General features: G+C 57.9%; 3 protein-coding genes. 1 reads left to right on the top strand and 2 read right to left on the bottom strand.

What is annotated here, in order from left to right:
• Both pgi and Q3981_RS10375 read right to left on the bottom strand, forming a co-directional pair.
• On the bottom strand, positions 1-1,211 hold a 1,211-nt coding region (pgi, locus tag Q3981_RS10380; RefSeq protein ID WP_303126018.1), incomplete at its 3' end, for a glucose-6-phosphate isomerase.
• A gap of 161 nt (positions 1,212-1,372) precedes the next feature.
• On the bottom strand, positions 1,373-1,684 hold the full coding sequence (locus Q3981_RS10375) for a chorismate mutase (RefSeq protein WP_012731134.1): 312 nt from the start codon (positions 1,682-1,684) through the stop codon (positions 1,373-1,375).
• Positions 1,685-1,822: 138 nt separating this feature from the next.
• Between Q3981_RS10375 and Q3981_RS10370 the strand changes: the two genes are divergently transcribed.
• On the top strand, positions 1,823-2,145 hold a 323-nt coding region (locus Q3981_RS10370; RefSeq protein ID WP_303126015.1), incomplete at its 3' end, for a UvrD-helicase domain-containing protein.

Genomic DNA, 2,145 nt, shown 5'->3' with positions numbered 1-2,145 from the left:
CCCTGGTGGAGCAATTGGAAGAAGGCGTGCTGGCCATTCGTTCCGGGCTCGCCCCAGTAGATTTCGCCCGTCGGTGCGGTGACCGGGGTGCCGTCGATACGAACGGACTTGCCGTTCGATTCCATCGTCAGCTGCTGGAGGTAGGCAGGGAAACGTGCCAAGTCCTGGGAGTAGGGCAGCACCGCGTGGGATTGTGCGCCCAAGAAATCGTCGTACCAGACACCGAGGAGCCCCATCAGAACGGGGACGTTCTTCTCCAGCGGGGTGTTTCGGAAGTGCTCGTCGACGGCGTGGAAGCCCTCTAAGAAGCTCATGAAGTTCTGGGGCCCGATCACGGCCATGAGCGAGAGCCCGATGGCGGAGTCTACCGAGTAGCGGCCACCAACCCAGTCCCAGAATCCGAACATGTTGTTGGTGTCGATGCCGAATTCGGAGACCTTTTCAGCGTTCGTCGAGACCGCAACGAAGTGCTTGGCGATGGCATCATTTGCTTCATCGGTCCCGTCCTCCAGGTGGAGGCTGTCGAGGAACCATCGACGCGCCGCATGTGCATTGGCCAGCGTCTCTTGCGTCGTAAAGGTTTTCGACGCGACGACGAAGAGCGTCTCTGCGGGATCGAGGTCAGCGACCTTTGAGGTGAAGTCGGCCGGATCGACATTGGAGACGAAGCGTCCCGAGATTCCCGCGGTGGCGAAGCTGCGGAGAGCCTGCGTTGCCATGGCCGGGCCGAGGTCGGACCCGCCGATGCCGATATTCACCACAGTTTTAATCGTGTGGCCGGTGACGCCCAGCCATTCGCCGGAACGCAAGGCATGCGCAAAATCGCGCATCCGTGCCAGAACGTCGTGGACGTCGGCGGCCACGTTCTGCTCATCGACGTGCAAGGACTCTTCGGCGGGAAGACGTAGCGCTGTGTGCAGCACTGCTCGGTCTTCCGTCGAGTTGATATGCCGGCCGCTGAACATAGCGTCGCGGTGATCCTCAAGGTTCGCCTTCTTCGCGAGGGCGATCAAAGCCTTGAGGGTGTCGTCGTTAATAAGGTTTTTGGACAAGTCAACGTGCAGGTCAGCCACGGAAAAGCTGAGGTTCTTCGCGCGATCCTGGTCGTCGGCGAACAAGTCGCGCAACGTTGTTGACTCGATTGATTTCGCGTTGTCCTTCAGCGCGGACCATTCGTCGGTCGCGGTGATATCTGGCAATGGTGAATTCATTAAAAATCCTTCTTATCGACGATAACTGTGGCGCATTGAGGTCGTGTGCGCCCCCTGAGCCATGCTAGTCGCGAATCGGCAATTCCACGGGCAAGCGGTTGACATGCTGCGGCCTTGATGGGTGGCCATCGTGGGTGGCCTTTGAGAGGACGTGTGGAGTTTTAGCCCAGCCGCCCCCGCCCCATGCGGAGGAGTGCTGACGCGATGGCGGGACCTTCTGTCCCCAATTCCTCCCGGAACTCGTTGATGATCGCGACTTCTCGCGTGTGTACGAGGCGAGTTCCGCCCGACCCCATTCGCGATTGCCCGATGAGATGCGAGATCTCCGTGCGGCGTTTGATAGCAGAAATAATCGTGTTATCCAGCTGATTTATTTCTTTTCTTAGTTCCTGGATACGTTCGTTCGATAACGGATCACTAGTTCCGCTAGTGACCTCGCTGGACGTAGACAGAGAATCGCGAGGCTCAGTCATGGGTCTTATTGTGTCACACCTGGGTTGTAGGTTGGAGTGCGAGCGCGTGACATTGAGTGTTCCGTACTTCGCGGGGCCGCAATTCACCCTGGAACTCGCCTTGAGCTAGACAGACTTTATTAGGAAGAGATACGCACTATGAACGATAGCCTTTCCACTCGCTTGCCGGATGGTGGGCCATTGACTCCACAGCAGCTATTGGAAGGACTTAATCCGCAGCAGCGGCAGGCGGTCGAGCATGAGGGCTCTCCGTTGCTTGTCGTCGCGGGGGCTGGTTCGGGGAAGACCGCGGTTCTTACCCGTCGGATTGCTTATCTCATTGGTGTTCGTGGGGCAGCGCCGTGGAATATTGTGGCTATCACCTTTACTAATAAAGCAGCGACGGAAATGAAGGAACGCGTTGCTGATCTTATTGGGCCGATTGCGGAACGTATGTGGGTCTCTACGTTCCACTCCATGTG

This window comes from Corynebacterium sp. (assembly GCF_030530965.1).
Classification (GTDB): domain Bacteria; phylum Actinomycetota; class Actinomycetes; order Mycobacteriales; family Mycobacteriaceae; genus Corynebacterium.
This window is presented reverse-complemented; position numbering and strand designations above follow the sequence as displayed.

Bases quoted from the DNA above. Each gene is read 5' to 3' on its own strand.
- Q3981_RS10375 (WP_012731134.1), bottom strand. From the start codon at position 1,684: ATGACTGAGCCTCGCGATTCTCTGTCTACGTCCAGCGAGGTCACTAGC.